Origin of the sequence: Brachybacterium sp. sponge (genome assembly GCF_001613775.1) — a bacterium.
Classification (GTDB): Bacteria; Actinomycetota; Actinomycetes; order Actinomycetales; family Dermabacteraceae; genus Brachybacterium; species Brachybacterium conglomeratum.
The window spans coordinates 1,635,112-1,651,062 of the sequence record NZ_LRMP01000001.1; the positions used below are offsets into that span (position 1 = coordinate 1,635,112).

General features: G+C 75.1%; 15 protein-coding genes and 1 riboswitch. Of the genes, 11 read left to right on the top strand and 4 right to left on the bottom strand.

Going from position 1 to position 15,951, the window contains the following annotated elements; all coding sequences use genetic code 11:
* Positions 1–56: 56 nt before the first annotated feature.
* Positions 57–1,151: a pirin family protein gene (locus tag A4A78_RS07210; protein WP_062947626.1), complete on the top strand. Its 1,095-nt coding sequence runs from the start codon at positions 57–59 to the stop codon at positions 1,149–1,151.
* Between the two features lie 98 nt (positions 1,152–1,249).
* Complete coding sequence (locus A4A78_RS07215) at positions 1,250–2,515, top strand: class I SAM-dependent methyltransferase (RefSeq protein ID WP_062947627.1); 1,266 nt, start codon at positions 1,250–1,252, stop codon at positions 2,513–2,515.
* 165 nt (positions 2,516–2,680) lie between these two features.
* Here A4A78_RS07215 and purQ read toward each other — a convergent pair whose 3' ends face one another.
* A complete protein-coding gene (gene purQ / locus A4A78_RS07220; RefSeq protein WP_062947628.1) occupies positions 2,681–3,406 on the bottom strand; it encodes a phosphoribosylformylglycinamidine synthase subunit PurQ in 726 nt (241 codons plus the stop codon).
* On the bottom strand, positions 3,406–3,675 hold the full coding sequence (purS, locus tag A4A78_RS07225; RefSeq protein ID WP_062947629.1) for a phosphoribosylformylglycinamidine synthase subunit PurS: 270 nt from the start codon (positions 3,673–3,675) through the stop codon (positions 3,406–3,408). Before purS ends, purQ begins: the two co-directional genes overlap by 1 nt.
* A 216-nt stretch (positions 3,676–3,891) precedes the next feature.
* Here purS and A4A78_RS07230 point away from each other — a divergent pair, with 216 nt between their 5' ends.
* The 5 genes from A4A78_RS07230 to A4A78_RS07250 all read left to right on the top strand — a co-directional run bounded on the left by A4A78_RS07230 (position 3,892) and on the right by A4A78_RS07250 (position 9,457).
* On the top strand, positions 3,892–4,644 hold the full coding sequence (locus tag A4A78_RS07230) for an MBL fold metallo-hydrolase (RefSeq protein ID WP_062947630.1): 753 nt from the start codon (positions 3,892–3,894) through the stop codon (positions 4,642–4,644).
* 7 nt (positions 4,645–4,651) lie between these two features.
* The gene (locus A4A78_RS07235; protein ID WP_062947631.1) at positions 4,652–5,260 is read left to right on the top strand and encodes a protein-L-isoaspartate O-methyltransferase; all 609 of its coding nucleotides are present in this window, start codon (positions 4,652–4,654) and stop codon (positions 5,258–5,260) included.
* A gap of 49 nt (positions 5,261–5,309) precedes the next feature.
* Positions 5,310–5,418, top strand: a riboswitch (TPP riboswitch).
* Between the two features lie 37 nt (positions 5,419–5,455).
* The gene (locus A4A78_RS07240; RefSeq protein WP_062947632.1) at positions 5,456–6,160 is read left to right on the top strand and encodes a YkoF family thiamine/hydroxymethylpyrimidine-binding protein; all 705 of its coding nucleotides are present in this window, start codon (positions 5,456–5,458) and stop codon (positions 6,158–6,160) included.
* Positions 6,157–6,807 carry an ECF transporter S component gene (locus A4A78_RS07245; protein WP_062947633.1) on the top strand — a complete coding sequence of 217 codons (651 nt, stop codon included), beginning with the start codon at positions 6,157–6,159 and terminating at the stop codon, positions 6,805–6,807. The genes A4A78_RS07240 and A4A78_RS07245 overlap by 4 nt, the downstream gene beginning before the upstream one ends.
* Positions 6,797–9,457 (top strand): ATP-binding cassette domain-containing protein, encoded by a 2,661-nt coding sequence (locus A4A78_RS07250; RefSeq protein ID WP_231880862.1) that lies wholly within the window; start codon positions 6,797–6,799, stop codon positions 9,455–9,457. Before A4A78_RS07245 ends, A4A78_RS07250 begins: the two co-directional genes overlap by 11 nt.
* 128 nt (positions 9,458–9,585) lie before the next feature.
* Here the strand turns inward: A4A78_RS07250 and A4A78_RS07255 are convergent, their stop codons facing one another.
* Positions 9,586–10,509 (bottom strand): phosphoribosylaminoimidazolesuccinocarboxamide synthase, encoded by a 924-nt coding sequence (locus A4A78_RS07255; RefSeq protein WP_062947634.1) that lies wholly within the window; start codon positions 10,507–10,509, stop codon positions 9,586–9,588.
* Positions 10,506–11,786, bottom strand: a complete 1,281-nt coding sequence (gene purD / locus A4A78_RS07260) for a phosphoribosylamine--glycine ligase (protein WP_062947635.1) — start codon at positions 11,784–11,786, stop codon at positions 10,506–10,508. The genes A4A78_RS07255 and purD overlap by 4 nt, the downstream gene beginning before the upstream one ends.
* A gap of 84 nt (positions 11,787–11,870) precedes the next feature.
* Between purD and truA the strand changes: the two genes are divergently transcribed.
* The 4 genes from truA to A4A78_RS07280 all read left to right on the top strand — a co-directional run bounded on the left by truA (position 11,871) and on the right by A4A78_RS07280 (position 15,886).
* Positions 11,871–12,794: a tRNA pseudouridine(38-40) synthase TruA gene (gene truA, locus A4A78_RS07265; protein ID WP_062948140.1), complete on the top strand. Its 924-nt coding sequence runs from the start codon at positions 11,871–11,873 to the stop codon at positions 12,792–12,794.
* Positions 12,795–13,156: 362 nt separating this feature from the next.
* Positions 13,157–13,600: a 50S ribosomal protein L13 gene (rplM, locus tag A4A78_RS07270; RefSeq protein ID WP_010550278.1), complete on the top strand. Its 444-nt coding sequence runs from the start codon at positions 13,157–13,159 to the stop codon at positions 13,598–13,600.
* Positions 13,601–13,651: 51 nt separating this feature from the next.
* On the top strand, positions 13,652–14,152 hold the full coding sequence (gene rpsI / locus A4A78_RS07275; RefSeq protein WP_010550277.1) for a 30S ribosomal protein S9: 501 nt from the start codon (positions 13,652–13,654) through the stop codon (positions 14,150–14,152).
* A 132-nt stretch (positions 14,153–14,284) separates the two neighbouring features.
* A complete protein-coding gene (locus tag A4A78_RS07280) occupies positions 14,285–15,886 on the top strand; it encodes a hypothetical protein (RefSeq protein ID WP_062947636.1) in 1,602 nt (533 codons plus the stop codon).
* The last annotated feature ends 65 nt before the right edge of the window (positions 15,887–15,951 follow it).

Below are 15,951 nucleotides of genomic sequence, written 5' to 3' on the forward strand. Positions count from 1 at the left end.
TCGACGGCGGGGACGGGACCGGCTGCACGGACCGGACCGCCGCCTAGACTCGGACCATGACCACCTTCGAGGACTTCGTGCTGCTGGAGCCGCGTGAGGTCCCGCTCGGCGGACCGCGCGGCATGACCGTGCACCGCACGCTGCCCGCCCGGCGCACCTCCCTCATCGGCGCCTGGTGCTTCATGGACCACTTCGGCCCCGACGACGTCTCCGCGACCGACGGGATGCGCGTGGCCCGCCACCCGCACACCGGGCTCGCGACCGTGTCCTGGCTGTTCGACGGGGCGATCACGCACCGCGACTCGATCGGCAGCCACGCCCTGGTGCGGCCCGGCGACGTGGACCTCATGGTCGCCGGCTCCGGCATCACCCACTCGGAGTTCTCCGCGAACGACACCACCGTGCTGCACGGCGTCCAGCTCTGGTACGCCCTGCCGGACCGCACCCGCTTCCGGGAGCAGGAGTTCCTCGTCCACACCCCGACGGAGGTCGCGACCGGCACCGCCCGCGCCCGCGTGGGCCTCGGCACGCTGCACGGCGTGGACGGCGACGGGGACCTGCTCGAGGACGCGAGCCCCGTCGTCACCGACACGGATCTCGGCATGGCCCAGCTCGAGCTGCGCGCCGGGAGCACGCTGCGGCTCGACCTCGACCCCGGTCACGAGCACGGACTGCTCGTGGACCGCGGCGCCGCGCGGCTCACGACGGCCCGCGGGACGGGACCTGCGACGGACGGGACGGGCGACGACCCGTCGGCCGGGTCGCTGGGCGCCGATGTCGCGCCGCGCGAGCTGATGGTCCTTCCCGACGACGTCGACCACCTCGAGATCGAGGCGACCGGCGACGAGGACCTCCGCCTGATGCTGCTGTCCGGGGAGCCCCTGGGCGAGGACATCATCATGTGGTGGAACTTCGTGGGCCGCTCCCACGAGGAGATCGAGGCGTTCCGCGCCCGCTACCAGGCCGAGATCGGCGTCGAGCTCGCGCTCGAGGACGCCCCGATCGCGCAGAGCGCCCGTGAGCGCGGGGGACTCGCCGAGGACGACGAGCAGTTCGGCCCCTTCGCCCCGCACACCCCCGCCGCGCTGCCCGCCCCGAGGCTGCCCGGCGGGCGCCTGCGCTCGCGCGGACGGCGAGGCATGCCCGCCTGAGCTCGACGCATGGGCCGCGCCCGCGCCTCCGAGGAACGCCGCACGGCCCGCCGTGCACCCGACGTCCCTGTCCTTCATCCCACTGCACGAGAGACCTCATGAACAGCACCGCTGCCCAGCCCGAGCCGACCGCCGAGCTCCCCGCCCCTGACCAGACCGAGCGGGTGATCCTGCGCGCCGCCCAGGAGCATGGCGAGATCGGCTGCCCCTGCGACATGCTCGTGATCGGGGATACGACCGGTGTGCTGACCGCCGAGGCGCTCGCGCTCGTCGCCGACCACCCCGGCGCGCGGGTCCTGTCCTGGACCAGCTCCCGCGCGGAGACGGACGCGCTCGCCGCGCTTCTGCCCGGTCCGCTCGAGGCCGGGCGCCTCGTGCTGCCGACGGATGCGGAGCCCGCCCCGCTCGAGGAGTTCGCGGCCTGGGCCGAGGCGCATCTCGCGCTGGCCCGTCTGCCGAAGTCCCTCGCGGCGCTCGAGGACCTCGCCCGACGCCTCGCGGTCATCGCGGCGCGCAGCGGACGGGACGACCTCACCCTCGTCGCCGGCGGCCGCGTCAAGCACATGACCCATTCCCAGAACGACACCCTCGCCGCCGTGTTCTCCGAGGTGCGCGGCTCGCGCGGACTGGGCAAGTCCCGCGCCCTCGTCGCCTCCGGCCCGCGCGCCGACGTCGACGCCGCGCAGCCCGCGACCGGTGAAGCGCGCGTCGCGGTGCGCGGTCAGGAGCAGGCGCTCGCGCTGCGGGGCCTCGGCGGCGTGTTCGGCGGGGCCCGGGCCGACGCCGGCTCCCTCCTGCTGCTCGAGGCGCTCGATCGAGCGGTCGTCGGCGGGGAGCTCGGGACGGGAGGCAAGCGGTCCGTCGCCGCCGCGGAGGACGGAGCCGGGGAGAACGGGATTGCCCGCACGGACGGGGACGCCGGCGACCGGCCTCTCGCCGTGGACCTCGGCTGCGGCAACGGCCTGCTCACCGCCTATCTCGCCGCCGCGCTGCCGGAGGCGCGGGTGCTCGGCAGCGACGACGACGCCGACGCGGTCGCCGCGACCCGTGTGACCCTCGCCGCCTCCGGACTGGACCGCGAAGGGGTGGAGGTGACCTGGGACGTCTCGCTCTCCCGGTGCGAGGAAGCCGGCGCCGACCTGGTGCTGCTGAACCCGCCCTTCCACGACGGCACCGTGGTCGACGCGACGCTCGTCCAGGGCCTCCTCGACGCCGCGGCCCGCGTGCTGCGTCCCGGCGGGCAGCTGTGGTTCGTGCACAACTCCCATCTGCGCTATCGGCCGGAGCTCGAGGCCCGCGTCGGTGCGGTCCGCCAGCGCGCCCGCGACCGCCGCTTCACGGTGCTGAGCGCGGTCAGGGCCTGACGGCGCAGGCTGGTCCGGGAGGGGAGGCTGCGGTGACGGGGCCTCGGCGCCGGCTCGCCGAGCGTCGCAGCGCAGTCCGCCGGGGATGACGAGAAGGGCGGGACCGCGAGGTCCCGCCCTTCACGTGTCGTTCACCGGCCTGGGCCGGCGAGGCGATGTCGCCGCTCAGGCCACCATGCTGCGCAGCACCGAGCTGAACATGGTCAGTCCGTCGGTGCCGGTGCGGGTGCCCGCGCCGGGCTCGTCGGGCCCGAAGCCGGGCTCGACTGCGTGCTCGGGGTGCGGCATGAGGCCCACGACGTTGCCCGCGGCGTTGGTGACGCCCGCGATGTCGTGGCGCGAGCCGTTGGGGTTCTGCTCGAAGCCGGCCGGGCCGTGGGTGGCGCCGGCGGCGTAGCGGAAGACCACACGGCCCTCGTCCTCGAGCTCGGCCAGGATGCGCTCGTCGGCCACGTACTGGCCGTCCTGGTTCTTCAGCGGCACCCGGATGACCTGGCCGGCCTCGTAGCCGGAAGTCCAGGCGGTGCGGTTGTTCTCGACGGCCAGCGGCTGGTCGCGGCAGATGAACGCGCGGTGCGCGTTCTTGATCATCGCGCCGGGCAGCAGATGCGTCTCGCAGAGGATCTGGAAGCCGTTGCAGATGCCGAGGACGGGCATGCCGCCGTTCGCGGCGTCGACCACCTTGTCCATCACGGGGGCGAAGCGGCTGATCGCCCCGGCGCGCAGGTAGTCGCCGTAGGAGAAGCCGCCGGGCAGCACGACCGCGTCGACCTCGTGCAGCGAGTCGTCGCCGTGCCACAGCGCGACCGGCTCGGCGCCGCCGAGCCGCACGGCGCGCAGCGCGTCGCGGTCGTCGAGCGTGCCGGGGAAGGTCACCACACCGATGCGCATCAGGCCGCGCCCTTCGCGGAGGGGTCCTCCACGTCGATCGAGACGACGTCCTCGATCACCGGGTTGGACAGCAGGGTCTCGGCGGCCTCGCGCAGGGAGGCGAGCACCTCGTCGGTGATCTCGCCCTCGACCTCGAGCTCGAACCGCTTGCCCTGGCGCACCGAGGCGATGCCCTCGAAGCCCAGACGGGGCAGCGCGGCGGCGACCGCCTTGCCCTGCGGGTCGAGGATCTCCGGCTTCGGCATGACGTGGACCACGACACGTGGCATGGGGGCACTCCTGAGGGGACGTGTGGCGCGCGCGGCGGCGTGCCGGGGGCTGGTGCTCGGGCACGGCCCGAGGGCCCCATCGTACCGAGGAACGCGGGGGCGCCGACGGGGCGCCCACGGCGGTGCCCTCACGAGCGGACGGCCCGACGCCCTGGCACGTCCCGGCCGACGGGGACTAGGTTCGAGGCACGCGACCTCGATTCCCGGGAGGACCCGATGAAGATCCGCCACCTCGTCCATTCCTGCCTGCTCGTGGAGACCGCCGGGCGACGCCTGCTCGTGGATCCGGGCGGCTTCAGCGCCGACGCGGTGCGGGGCCTGGGCGCCGAGGAGCTCGCGAGCCTCGACGCCGTGGTGATCACCCATCAGCATCCCGACCACGTCGACCCCGCGCTGCTGGGCGAGGTGCTCGCCGCCGCGTCCGACGCCGAGGTGATCGCCGAGCCGGAGACCGCCCGGATGCTCACCGCCGCCGATGCCTCCGACGGCGGCGTCGGCGAGGGGAGCGGCGGGCCCCTCGTCGCGCAGGAGCGGGTGATCGCGCTCGCGGCCGGGGAGGCGCACCGCTTCACGCCCGTCGGCGACCACCCGTCGCTGCGGCTCGAGGCCGTCGGCGGACGCCATGCGATCATCCACCCCGACATCCCGCGGATCGGGAACTGCGGGATCGTCCTGTCCGCCGGGGACGGGCCGCGGCTCGGCATCACCGGGGACTCCCTCGAGCCGGTCCCCGAGTTCCACGGCATCGACGTCCTCGCCTTCGCCGTCACGGCGCCCTGGTCGAAGATGTCCGAGACCATCGAGTTCCTCCGCGCCGTCGGCCCGCGACTCGCCCTGCCCGTCCACGACGCGGTCGCGAGCGACCTCGGACGACCGATCTACCTGCGCCAGGCCACGAACCTCGCCCCCGAGGGCACCGAGGTGCGGGACTGGCCGGAGGACGGCGTCGTCGAGGTCGCCCGGAGCTGACGGCGCCATGTCGCACCGGGCCGAGAGCGAGCGCCGCCTCGAGGAGGCGCTCACGGAGACCGACCGGCGACGGTTCCTCCCCGAGGAGCTGCGGCGGCTCGCCGGCGAGGATCGGCCCCTGCCGATCGGCCACGGCCAGACGAACTCCCAGCCCACGACGGTGCGGAACATGCTCACCCTCCTCGACGTGCGACCGGGGCAGCGAGTGCTCGACCTCGGCGCGGGATCGGGATGGACGACGGCGCTGCTCGCCCGGCTGTGCGGGCCGGGCGGGAGGGTGATCGGCGTCGAGCGGCGCGCCGAGCTGATCGGCGCGGCCCGGGCCGCGCTCGCCGGGACAGCGGACGCGGGGACCGCGGAGGCCGAGATCCGTCTCGCGCAGCCCGGCGTGCTCGGCGCGCCGCAGGACGCGCCGTACGACCGGATCCTCGTCTCCGCGCAGGCCGACGCCGTGCCGGAGAGCCTCGTCGCGCAGCTCGCGGACGACGGCGTGATGGTGATCCCCGTGAACGAGCGGATGCTGCGCCTGGAGCGTCACGGGGAGGACGTCGCCGCGAGCGAGCACGGCGCGTATCTCTTCGTCCCCCTCGTCGAGGATCCGCCGACGACCCGCTGACAGCAGCGCCGGACACGAGGCGCGTGCGCCGGACGGGACAGATAGGGTGCGGGGCGTGCACGGGAGTCCGGCAGGCCGGGCTGAGAGGGAGTACTCGAACTCCGACCGTAGAACCTGATCCGGATCATGCCGGCGCAGGGAGCTCCGCCGAGCGATCGTCGCCGCGCGCCCGTGCCCGTACGAAAGGCATGGACCGTGACCTCATCGCCCACCGCCCCCACCGCGCCCGCCCCCTCCGGCGACCCGACCGCGACCCCGCTCGGCTTCGGGGTCGGGGCCCGAGTCACCGCCGCCGTGATGAGCGAGGACTACGCCCGGATCCTCACCGATGCGCTCTCCCGGCTGGACCTCACCGGCCTCGTGCACGAGACCGGGGACGTCTCGACCTATCTCGGCGGCCACGAGACCCACCTCCAGCGCGCCCTGATCGACCTGGCCGAGGCGCTCGCCCGCACCGGCCACCACGCGACGCTCACCGTGCTGCTCTCGCGCGGCTGCCCCGGCGAGGTGGCCTGCGAGCTGCCCGGCGGCGCGGGCCCCCGCGCGACCGAGGTGCCGCAGCCGCGGAGCACCGGACGCTTCGCGAGCGCCGACTGGGCGCTCTATCCGCTGGCCGACGAGGTCGCCGTCGACGGCACCGCCCCCGATCACATGCGCGACATCTACGCCGCGATCGACCATGCGAAGGACCTCGGCACCTTCCGCGGCTCCGAGCACTTCGTCACCCGGCTCGAGGGCGACGCCGGCGACGTGATCGCGACCGCGCTCGCCGGCTGGCTGCTCGTCGGCCGCGGCGTCCAGCACGTCACCAGCCACCTCACCCTCTCGCTGAACAGCCCCTCGCACGAGGTGCGGGAGCTCGCCCCGGCGCAGGACGAGAACGCGGGGGAGGCCCGATGACCGCCCCCCGCCTCGCCCCTGACGCCGCCCCTGCCGGCACGTCCCGTCGCCGCACCCCGCTGAGCCTGCGCGAGCTCGTGCTCGTGGTGGTGCTCGGCGTCGTGTTCGGGTTCCTGTACTGGGTGTTCGTGCAGGCCTGGAACGGCCTGGCGATCGCGATGGGCCCGGCCGGGGACCTCGCCCAGCACCTCGTGTTCGGCTCCTGGCTGCTGGTGGCGCCGGTCGCGATCGCGATCCTGCGCCGACCGGGCGTGGGGATCCTCGCCGAGATGCTCGCCGCGGTCATCGAGGTGGTCTTCCTCGGCAGCCCCGTCGGCCCCCTGCTGCTGCTCTCCGCGGCGCTGCAGGGGATCGGCTCCGAGCTGCCCTTCGCCCTGACCCGATACCGCCGCTTCGGCTGGGGCGTGTTCGCCGCATCCGGCGCGCTCGGCGCGGGCCTGGTGTTCTTCTGGACCGCGTACCGGATGGGCTGGTACGGCCAGGACCTGCTCGCGCTCCGGCTCGGCGTGCAGGTGCTGTCCGGGATCGTGCTCGGCGGCCTGCTGGCCCGCGTGATCGTCCGGGCCCTCGAGCGCACCGGCGTGCTCGCCGACTTCGCGATCGGCGCCGCGGACGCGGCACGGATCCCCGAACGCCGTGTCCGCTGAGGCGCACGCCGCGGACGCGGCCCCGGCCCCGGTGCAGGGGCAGAGCGCCGAGCCTCTGCAGGCCCCGGAGCAGGAACCGGTCCCGGCCCGGCCACCGGCTCCCTCGGGCGGCCCCTGGGCGGCTCCCGCCGGCGACCCCCGGGTGGTGATGGCCGAGGGGCTCGAGGCGGTGCTGCCCTCGGGGGACGGCGTCGGCCCCTGGAGCGGGGAGATCCGTGCGGGCGAGCAGGTGCTGCTGCTGGGACCGTCCGGCTCGGGCAAGTCGACCCTGCTGCGGGTGCTCGCCGGGGCGATCCCGTCCCATCAGCGCGGACGGGTCACCGGCTCGGTGCGCCTCCGCGCCGACACGGCCGACGGACCGGCCGACGGCACGCCCGGAGGCCCGGTCGACGGCATGGCCGACGGTCCGGCCGATGGCCCCGCCGAGGGTGCGGGCGTGATCGACCCGGTGTCGGGCGGGGTCCTCGCGACCGCACCCGTGCTCGGGCATCTCGGCCAGGACCCGGTCGACGGGGTCTGCCTCCCGCTGATCGCCGACGACGTCGCCCTCCCGCTCGAGAGCGCCTGCACGCCCCCGGAGCGGATCGGGCCGCGGGTCCACGAGGTGCTCAGCGCGATGGGGGTGGGCGAGCTCGCGCATCGCTCCGCCGCGACCCTCTCCGGCGGACAGCTGCAGCGGGCCTCGCTCGCCGCCGCGATCGCCGCGCGGCCCCGGCTGCTCCTGCTCGACGAGCCCACCGCCATGCTCGACGCCGAGGGCGTGGCCGCGGTGCGGAGCGCCGTCGACGCCGCGACGGATCAGACCGGCTGCGCGCTGCTGCTGGTCGAGCACCGCCTGGACGACTGGGCGGGGGAGCAGGGCCTGGACGGGCTCCCCGCGCGGACCGTGGCGCTGGACCGCTCCGGCCGGGTGCTCGCCGACGGGCCGACGCGGGAGGTGCTCACCGCCCACGGACCCGCCCTGCGGGAGCAGGGGTGCTGGCTGCCGCGCGAGATCGAGGAGCGGATCGGCGCCCCCGAGCCCGTCGGGACCGTCTCCGTGCCCTCGGCGTCCGCGACGCCTCGCTCGGAGGTGCTGATGCATCTCCGTGACGCGACGCTCGGCCCGCCCGATCCGTCCGGTGAGGGCGAGGATGCCGTGCTCGCCGGCGCGGACCTCGAGATCCGCGCCGGGCGGCTGCTCGCGGTCGTCGGCCGCAACGGCGCCGGGAAGTCCACGCTGCTCGGCGCCCTCTCCCGGCTGGACCCCCTGCGGGCCGGGGCGCTCGAGGGCGCGGCGGCGGGCCTCGTGCTGCAGCGTCCCGAGTCCCAGTTCGTCGCCGACACGGTCGAGGACGAGCTCGCCGCGAGCGGCGCCCCGCCGGACGTGCGGCGCGCGATGCTCGAGCGCCTCGACCTCGCCGACCACGCGGCGCAGAGCCCCTACCGCCTCTCCGGCGGGCAGCAGCGCCGCCTCTCCCTCGGCGCGATGCTGCTCGCCGACCGCCCGGTGCTCCTGGCCGACGAGCCCGGCTACGGCCTGGACCGCGCCGCGCACGAGGCCGTTCTTGCCCTCCTGCGGGAGGCGGCCGATGCGGGACGCGGCGTGGTCATGACCACCCATGACCTGCGCAGTCTCGAGGCCGCGGACGAGGTGGTGGTGATCGCCGACGGACGGCTCGTCGGCCCCCTCGCCCCGACCGCGCTGCTGGCCGATGACGCGCTGCTGCGCCGGGCCGGGCTGCGGGTCGCGGGCCGGCCGGGGCCGCACCTCCGCGAGGACACAGAGGCCGAGCGGGCAGTCTCATCGGCCCCTGCGCGCACCGACGGCTCGCTCACACAGGGGACAGGAACCCCGCGCTCCGAGCGGTCGAGCTCCGCGCCCGCCGACGGCCCGCCGCCGCGGACGGCGCTGGACCCGCCCGCCCGGCCGCGGGCCCCGCTCGCGAGGCGCGATCCGACCGTGCTGCTCGGCCTGCTCACGACGCTCAGCATCGTCTGCATCACGCTCACCGACCCCGCGCCGCTGCTGGTGCTCTGCGCGCTGCTGGCCGCGGGGACGATGCTCGGGCTCCGCCTCGGCCCGCTCGCCCTGGCCCGCGCGCAGGCCCCGTTCGTGCTGTTCGCGGCCGGGGTGTTCATGGTCAACGTGCTCAGCCGACCCGGCCACGAGCCGTGGCCCGACCTGCCCGTGCGCGTGACCAGCGAGGGGATCGTGCTCGGTGCCGCGCTCGCGCTGCGGGCGCTGGTGATCGGGCTCGGCGCGGTCGCCGTCGTGCGCGCGAGCGACCCCGGCCGCACCGTGACCAGCCTGCGCACCCACGCCCGCCTGCCGGCCCGTATCGCGCTCGCGCTCCTGGCCGGCCAGCGCCTCCTCGAGGACCTGCCGAGGCGCTGGGCGACGATCACCCGCGCCCACCGGCTGCGTCGGCCCCCGTCGGCCGACGGCACCCCCGCCCGGCTCGGGCCGCGGGCGATGGCGCGATGCGCCTTCGCGCTGCTCGTCGACGCGATCCGCTCCTCGACGAGGATCGCCTTCGCGCTCGAGAGCCGGGGACTGGGCACGGGGGAGCGCACGCAGTGGCGGACCGCCGCGCTCACCCGGGCCGACGGCGCGCTGGTGGTCGGGGTCGTGCTCGCGGTCGCCGCGGTGCTGGTCCTCGCCGGCTGAGCGAGGAGCCGGGTGGACGCCCCTGACAGTCTCGTCGGGGCCCGCGCCTCAGCGGCGCAGCGCGGCGGGGGCCCCGCGCACCGGCGTCCACGTGGAGGCGACGCCCGCCCCGCCGGTCGCCGGGCGCCTCAGAAGCTCGTGCCGGTCAGGCGCTCGTAGGCCTCGATGTAGCGGGCACGGGTCTGGGCGACCACCTCGGCGGGCAGCTCGGGCGGCGGTGTGTTCGAGCCCTTCGACCAGCCGGAGGCGGGGGAGGTGAGCCAGTCGCGCACGAACTGCTTGTCCAGGCTCGGCTGGACGCGGCCCTCCTGGTAGGTGTCCGCGGACCAGAAGCGGGAGGAGTCGGGGGTGAGCACCTCGTCGCCGAGCACCAGCGTGCCGTCGGTGCGGGAGCGGCCGAACTCGAGCTTCGTGTCCGCCAGCACGATCCCGCGCTCCCCGGCGAGGGTGCGCGCGCGCTCGTAGACCGCGAGGGTCATCCGCTCGAGCTGCTCGGTCAGCTCCGCCCCGAGCAGGTCCCGGGCCTGGGCGACGGTGATGTTCTCGTCGTGCGCCCCGGCCTCTGCCTTCGTCGACGGGGTGAACAGCGCCGGGTCCAGGCGCGAGGCCTCCACCAGCCCGGACGGCAGCACGTGCCCGCCCACCGAGCCGCCGGCCCGGTAGTCGGCCAGGCCCGAGCCCGTCAGGTAGCCGCGGGCGATGCACTCCAGCGGCACCATGTCCAGGCCGCGGCAGCGCAGCGCCCGCCCGGCCACCTGCTCCGGCACGTCGGAGGCGGAGAGCACGTGGTGGGGGACGAGGTCCGCGAGCTGCTCGAACCAGAACAGGCTGATCCCGGTGAGCAGGCGGCCCTTGTCCGGGATCCCCGGCTGGAGGGAGTGGTCGTAGGCGCTGATGCGGTCGGTCGCGAGGACCAGCACCTCCTCGGCGGTCGCGGGATCCGCGCCGGCGGGGACGTACAGCTCACGCACCTTGCCGGAGACGACGTGGTCCCAGCCCGGCAGGTCCGGGGCCTCGATCAGCGGCGCGTCGGAGGAGGGGGAGGCGCTCATGCGCTCACGCTCCCCTCGGCGGCGGCACGGGCGATGTCGCCGCGGTGGTGGGAGCCCTCGAGCTCGATCGCGCGAGCGCCGGCGAGGGCGAGCTCACGGGCGGCCGTGAGGTCCGCGCCGGCGCCGACCACCGTCAGGACCCGGCCGCCGGCGCTGACCAGCACCCCGTCGGCGTCCAGCGCCGTGCCCGCGTGGATCACGTGCGCGCCGAGGCGCTCGGCCTCCTCGATCCCGCTGATCGGATCGCCGATCTGCGCGGAGACGGGATAGCCGGCCGAGGCCACCACGACCGTCACCGCGGCGCCCTCGACCCACTCGGGGGCGTCGACGGCGGAGAGGTCGCCCTGCGCGGCGGCCAGCAGCAGCGGCGCGAAGGGGGAGGCGAGGCGCTCGAGGACCACCTGGGTCTCGGGATCGCCGAAGCGGGCGTTGAACTCCACCACGCGCAGGCCGCGGGAGGTGAGGGCGAGGCCGCAGTACAGGATCCCGGAGAAGGGGATGCCGCGGGCGGCGAGCTCGTCGATCGTGGGCTGGGCGACGGCGGTCACGACCTCCCGGGCCAGGCTCTCGGGGGCCCAGGGAAGCGGCGAGTAGGCGCCCATGCCGCCGGTGTTGGGGCCCTCGTCGCCGTCGAGCGCGCGCTTGAAGTCCTGCGCGGGGGCCAGCGGCAGGACCCGCGTGCCGTCGCTCACGCAGAACAGCGACACCTCGGGGCCGTCGAGGTACTCCTCGAGCACGACCTGGCCGCCCGAGGCGAGCACGGCCTCGGCATGCGCCACGGCGACGTCCCGGGCGGGGGTGACCACGACGCCCTTGCCGGCGGCGAGCCCGTCGGCCTTGACCACGAAGGGCACGTCGCCCAGAGGGTTCACGCGGTCCAGGCCCGCGCCGAGCTGCTCGGGCGCGGTGACCGTGACGGAGGCGGCGGTCGGCACGCCCGCGGCGGCCATGATCTCCTTCGCCCAGGACTTGGAGCCCTCGAGGTTCGCGGCCTCGGCGGAGGGGCCGAAGACGGTGTGCCCGGCCTCGCGCAGACGGTCCGCGGCGCCCGCGACGAGCGGTGCTTCCGGGCCGATCACCACCAGGTCGGGCCGCAGCTCGTCGGCCAGGAGCACCTGGCCGGCGAGGTCCGCGACGGCGACGTCGTGGCAGGTCGCGAGCTGCGCGATCCCGGGATTGCCGGGGGCGGCGTGCAGCTCGGGGGCGGGGCGGTCGGCGGCGAGGCGACGGATGATCGCATGCTCGCGGCCTCCGGAGCCGATGACGAGGATCTTCACGCGGGCCAGCGTAACCAGCACCGTGGCGATCCCGATGAGGTGCCCGCACTGCGGAGGATCGGGGCCGCCGTTACGATCGAGCGCATGCCCGCTGAGATCCCGGATCCCGCCCCCGCCACCGCACGGCTGCGCCTGGACCTCTCCTACGACGGCACCGACTTCCACGGCTGGGCCGCCCAGCCCGGTCAGCGCACCGTCCAGGGCGAGCTCGAGGCCGCCCTCTCCCGCATCGCGCGCGTGCCCGCGCGGGTCACCGTCGCCGGCCGCACCGACGCCGGCGTCCATGCCCGCGGCCAGGTCTGCCACCTCGACCTGCCTCGCGACGTGCTCGCCACGATCCCCGGTCGCTCCGACCGCAGCCCCGCCGAGGCGCTCGTCACACGCCTGGCCGGGGTGCTGCCGGATGACGTCGTCGTCCACGTCGCCCGCGAGGTCACCTCCGAGTTCGACGCCCGCTTCGGGGCGCTGTGGCGCCGCTACCGCTACCGGATCTCCGACGGCCCCGCCGCCCACGACCCGCTGCGACGGGACGTGCTGCGCCACCGTCGGCCGCTGGACGTGCAGGCGATGGCGCGGGCGAGCGAGCCGCTGCTGGGCGAGCACGACTTCCTCTCCTACTGCCGCCCGCGCGAGGGCGCGACCACGGTGCGCGAGCTGCGGGAGCTGCGCTGGGACCGGCCCGGAGAGGGGCGGGCCGACGAGGGCCTGATCGTCGCGACCGTCGTCGCCGACGCCTTCTGCCACCACATGGTCCGCTCCCTCGTCGGCGCGCTGCTCGGCGTGGGGGAGGGACGGCGCCCCGAGAGCTGGCCCGCCGAGGTCCTCGCCGCCCGCACCCGCGAGTCCTCGACCCGGGACGGGGCCGGCGCCGCCCCGCTCTGCCCGCCGCAGGGCCTGACCCTCGACCACGTCGCCTATCCGCCCGACGAGGAGCTCGCCGCCTGGGCCGCCCGCACGCGCACCCTCCGCGCGCCGCTGCCGGTCGAGGACGTCGCCGTCGCGGAGTGAGCGCTCGGGCGTGAGCGGCAGGGAGCGAGCGCTCTCAGACGGGTGCTGTCGGACCGCCGCGAGACCGGTCGGAGATCACACTCCCCGGCCCCGTCCTGCGTTGACGCTCCCTCCAGGCGGCCCGTAGGATGAGCGGTCGTTGTGCCTCGATGTGTGCCCGACTCCGCTGCCGTTCTCTCACGGTGCGGCGCGATCGGGATCTCACCCACATCCAGGCCCGCCGTCGCATGGTCAGCGGAGCGGGCCGGGTACAGCCACAGGGGCCATGCTTTTACCCGAAGGAAGCGTGCCCACGGTCCATTCGAACCGTGCCCGGACGGCGTCCTGCCGACCTGGCACCACCACGAGAGAAGAAGGCACGAGTGCGTACGTTCACCCCGAAGCCCGGCGATGTCGAGCGTTCCTGGTACGTCATCGACGCAACGGATGTCGTCCTCGGCCGGCTCGCTTCCCAGGCTGCCCAGCTCCTGCGGGGGAAGCACAAGCCGGTCTTCGCACCCCATGTGGATGCGGGCGACTTCGTCATCATCATCAACGCCGACAAGGTCGCGCTGACCGGCAACAAGCGTGAGGCGAAGCTCGCCTACCGCCATTCCGGCTACCCGGGCGGCCTCCGCGGCGTCCCCTACTCCGAGCTCCTCGAGAAGAATCCCGAGAAGGCAGTGGAGAAGGCCATCCGCGGCATGCTCCCCAAGAACAAGCTCGCTGATCAGCAGATCAAGAAGCTCAAGATCTACTCGGGTTCCGAGCACCCCCACAGCGCTCAGCAGCCCGTCCCCTTCACCATCGACCAGGTGGCGCAGTAAGCGGGGGCTCCCGCCACTCCGCCCTGCCGCACGGAAGAACCAAGGAGAACCGTGACTGAGACCACCCCCGAGTCCCTCGAGGCCGTGACCGACGAGTCGGCCCCCTCGAGCTTCACCACCGAGTCGACCGGCGAGGCCGCCGTCGGCACCGGCCAGTCGGCCACCGCGCCCGGCTACGGCACCGGCCGTCGCAAGCGTGCGATCGCCCGTGTCCGCCTGGTCCCCGGCTCCGGCCAGTGGACCATCAACGGCCGCTCGCTCGAGAACTACTTCCCGAACAAGCTGCACCAGCAGGAGGTCAACGACCCGTTCACGGTCCTCGAGCTCCAGGGCCGCTTCGACGTGATCGTGCGCCTCAACGGCGGCGGCCCGTCCGGCCAGGCCGGGGCCGTGCGCCTCGGCGTCGCCCGCGCGCTGAACCAGATCGACGAGGAGCACAACCGCCCGACCCTCAAGAAGGCCGGCTTCCTCCGTCGCGATGCGCGCATCATCGAGCGCAAGAAGGCAGGCCTCAAGAAGGCCCGCAAGGCGCCGCAGTACTCCAAGCGCTGATCGGCGCGGAGCAGCGCTCCGCCCCACCTGCGCAGTGCGCACGATGCCCTCGACCTCCGGGTCGGGGGCATCGTCGTGTTCAGGGCCCAGACTCGCGGTCGGCGCGCGGACCGCACCGGATAGTCTGCGGCGGTGCTCGGATCCCACGGCTCGTCCTCCGCGCCGCGCGCGCGTCCCCTGAACCGGCAGCGCCGGCTCCTGGAGAGGTATCTGACGACGATCTCGGGCGCCTACACCGCCGAGGCGTACGGGATCATCGGCATGAAGCTGCTGACGCTGGGGCTGGGCGGCCTCATCGTGTGGGGGATCGGCCAGGCCCACCAGGAGGGCACCACAGAGTTCGTGCTCGCCGTCCTCCTCCTCGGGCCGTGCGTCCTCCCCGTCGTGTGGATCGCGCTGTACACGTACTCCGGGTTCGTGATCGGACGCCTCGCCCCGAGCGGCCGCTTCCGCCCCGTGCGCCCCGCCGCGCACCGTCGACGGCGGCTCGATGCCGCGGCCTCCGCTGCGCCCGAGGGGGAGGTGGCGCCCGACGGGCAGGAGGCCCCGGGCGCTGCCGGCCCCTCCCGCCGGAGGAGCAGGCGATGGCGCGCCGCCGCGGTGGCCCTGCTGGTCCTCGGCGGGCCGTCGCTCGTCGTCGTGCCCGCAGCCGTCTGGATCGATCACGCGCACCGGGAGCACCCCGGCCCGGCCGTCGACCTCGCGTACGAGCGGATCGTCGCCCTCCTCGAGGTCGCCCTCGCCCCGGTGCTGGTGATCCTCGCGCTGTCGGCGACCTGTCTGGTCGCCCTGCTCGGGATGCTGGTGCTGCCGCCGCTGTGGTCGCTCGCCCGGCGCGGGATCCGGATGCTCCGCGGCCGGGCGGCGCAGCGGAGCGCGCGACGGGAGCGCGGGGCCCGCACCCTCGTGCCGCCGCTGCCGGCCGGATCGCTGTGCTCCTCCGCGCGAGGTCAGCTGGGCGTGGTCCTGAGGGCCGGGCTGTTCCTGCTGCTCGGGATCCCGATGCTCCCGGTGCTCGGCGCCACCGTGCTGGCCTACGTCCTCGATCTGTGGTCCTGGTGGGTGCACTTCCCGCGCGCGAGCTTCGTGGGCTGGGAGGCGCCGGCGTACCTCGACGGCCCGAGCGGGTGGTTCTTCGACGGGGAGCACGTGATGCTCAAGGCCCTGGGCGCGACGATCTCCGTCCTCGCGCTGTGCGCCGGCATCGCGCTGGCCCGTCTCTGCGTCCCCCGGCTGATCCGTCGGGGGGCCGACGCGATAGATCTGGCGCTCACGCCCTCGGGAGTGATCGTGCGGGGCGGGCTGGTCCTCGGCTGGGACGAGATCGCCGAGGTCCTGGTGGTCCGTGATCTGCGGATCGGCGCCGCGGTCTCGCGGAACGAGCTCGAGGCCCTCGGCGGGCCCGGCATCACGCTCCACCCGACATTCGTGGCCGCGCACTCGCGCATCCGCCTCGCCCTCGTGCTCCATGGCCTGGGGGCCGTGGCGGATCGAGCCGTCCAGGTCGCCCCGCCCCGCCATCGCAGCCTCCGCGCCGACCGCAGCGGGGACTACGGGTACGCGCTGTGCGATCTGTGGACCCATGCCCCCGACGTGGTCGCCGAGGCCCTCGTGCCCGTCGCCGCGGCCGCCGCCACCCGCGGCATCCCGGTGACCGTGCTCGAGAGGCGCGTCGAGCGCAGGCATCCGTCGATCGCGCCGGGATGGCTCGGGGTGCTGCTGACCTGGCGGTGAACCGCGCTGCCGGGACGCGGACGCGGCGTCACGGCCGGGGTCGGGCTGCCGCTGGTGCTCCCGCT